The organism is Xenophilus azovorans DSM 13620, from assembly GCF_000745855.1.
Lineage (GTDB): Bacteria > Pseudomonadota > Gammaproteobacteria > Burkholderiales > Burkholderiaceae_C > Xenophilus > Xenophilus azovorans.
The window spans coordinates 1-2,433 of record NZ_JQKD01000120.1; the positions used below are offsets into that span (position 1 = coordinate 1).

At 64.5% G+C, this 2,433-nt stretch carries 2 protein-coding genes; both read right to left on the reverse strand.

Translation table 11 applies throughout. The features are described 5' to 3' along the window. Positions 1 to 15 precede the first annotated feature (15 nt). Positions 16 to 318, reverse strand: coding sequence for a double zinc ribbon domain-containing protein (locus tag Q392_RS32425; RefSeq protein WP_157008347.1), 303 nt, complete (start codon positions 316 to 318; stop codon positions 16 to 18). Between the two features lie 21 nt (positions 319 to 339). Then, on the reverse strand, positions 340 to 2,433 hold a 2,094-nt coding region (locus Q392_RS26295), incomplete at its 5' end, for a heavy metal translocating P-type ATPase (protein WP_038215554.1).

Here is a 2,433-nt window from a genome sequence, read left to right on the forward strand (position 1 = left end):
GCCTGAAAACGCGAGTCAGACGCGGCACTGCCTGATCACGCGCCCACTTGATGCGCCAGGCGTGCGCTTGAATCGGCCTTGTTCAGACCTTCCCTTACACGATGCTGGCACCAGCGATGTCCCGCACTGGCCGCAAAAGCGGGAGCCTTGCGGATTGATCGTTTTGCATTGCGGGCATGGGATGCCACTGGCCGAAGGCGTTGGATTGCGCCCCCAATCATGACCGCTGGAGCTGCCGCGGCCGTGGCTATTGCCATGCCCGTGGGAACTGCCATGCCCTCCGCTGTCTCCGCCAAAAATTCGACCTAAGATTCCCATTTTCAAACTCCGTATTCCGTTTTATCGACCCGCCCGCTGTCTGAGCAGCCTCAGTCCGTTGAAGACCACCAGCAAGCTCGCCCCCATGTCGGCGAACACGGCCATCCACATGGAGGCATCGTCGAAGACGGCCAGCAACAGGAAAACCGCCTTGATGCCCAGCGCGAGCACGATGTTCTGCCACAGCACGGCGTGGGTGCGCTTGGACAGTCGGATCGTTTCGGGTAGTCGGCGCAGGTCGTCATTCATGACCACCACATCGGCGGCCTCCATCGCGGTGTGGGTGCCAGCGCCGCCCATAGCGAAGCCGATGTCAGCCTTCGCCAGCGCGGGGGCGTCGTTGATGCCGTCGCCGGTCATCGCCGTGACGCCCAAGCGCTGCTGAAGCTCTCCGATGGCCTGCAACTTGTCCTCGGGCAGCAGGTTGCCACGCACCTCGGCGATGCCCGCCTGGGTGCCGACGGTTTGCGCCGTCGCCAGGTTATCGCCCGTCAACATCACCGGCGTCACGCCCAATGCCTTCAGGTCGGCCACGGCCTGCGCGGATGAGGATTTGATGGTGTCGGCTACTGCACAGATGGCCATGACCCGTTCGCTGCTGGCCAACAACGTGACGGTGCGGCCAGCTTGCTCATGCACTGCAAGGCGGGCTTCGAGGTCAGCCGAACACTGCCCGCGCTCTTCAATCCAGCGGTGGTTAGCCAGCACATAGGTATGGCCGTCGATCACCCCCTGCACGCCGCGCCCGGCAACAGCCTGAAACTCATCCACTTCTTGCGTGGCGGACGACACGCCGTCCGCAATGGCCTTGGACACTGGATGATCCGACCGCGCTGCGAGGCTCTTGGCCAACCCCTCCAGGGCTTGTTGGCCGAGTCCTGTGTCCACGGGCTCGAAAGCCACCAGCTTGGGCTTGCCTTCGGTGATGGTGCCGGTCTTGTCCAGCGCCACGGCCTTGATCTTGCGCGCCTCTTCCAGGTACACACCACCTTTGATCAGGATGCCTCGCCGCGCCCCAGCGGCCAAACCGCTGACGACGGTGACGGGCGTGGAAATCACCAAGGCGCAAGGGCAGGCGATGACCAGCAGCACCAGGGCCTTGTAGGCGGCCTGCGTCCAGGTCAGCCCCATGAGCCAGGGCGCCAACAACGCAACGGCAACGGCCAGGACGAACACCGCAGGCGTGTAGACGGCGGCGAAGCGATCCACGAAACGCTGCGTGGGCGCACGGGAAGACTGGGCCTGCTCAACGGCGTGGATGATCCGCGCCAGCGTGCTGTCGGACGCGGGGGCCGTGACACGGATTTCCAACGCCGCAGCCTGATTGATGGTGCCGGCGAAGACTTCATCGCCGGGGCTCTTGTCCACCGGCAAGCTTTCGCCGGTCACGGGGGACTGGTCAATAGCGCTCTGACCTAGGCTCACGATGCCATCCAGCGGAACGCGCTCGCCGGGGCGAATACGCACGGTCGTGCCCACGGTGACTTCCTTGACTCCCATGCGCACCCAATTGCCATCGTCTTGACGCACTTCAGCTTGCTCCGGCGCGAGCGCCAGCAGGCTCTTGATGGCGCCGCGCGCCCGATCCACGGCGCGGGCCTCAATGGCTTCCGCAATCGCATACAGGGCCATCACCATCGCCGCTTCGGGCCACTGGCCGATCAGGAAAGCGCCGGTCACGGCCACGGTCATCAGGGCATTGATGTTCAAGCGGCCCTGCCGCAGTGCAGCCAGCCCTTTGCCGTAAACCGAGAAACCCGACAGCGCGATGGCCGCCGCGGCCAGCGCCATTCCCAGCGCCTTGACAGGTACGCTGTCTGGAAAGGCGAATGCCAAGCCCTCGGCCGCCACAGCCAACCCAAGGGCGCCCAGCGATTTGCCCCATCTCGTCCAGAAGCCCGTTGGCGAGGCAACCGCAGCAGCCGACGAGCCTGTGTCGCCAAGAGGTTCCGGCTTGAAGCCTGCCTTGCGGATTGCGTCCAGCGCCTGCTGCAAGACAGGATCATCGGCGGCAATGGCCAACTCGCGTTCGCCCAGATTGAATTGCAGGCTACGAATTCCCGCCATGCCGTCCAACGCCCGGCGGATTTCCGACTCCTCCGAGGCACAGTCCAT

Bases quoted from the DNA above. Each gene is read 5' to 3' on its own strand.
- Q392_RS32425 (WP_157008347.1), bottom strand. From the start codon at position 318: ATGGGAATCTTAGGTCGAATTTTTGGCGGAGACAGCGGAGGGCATGGC.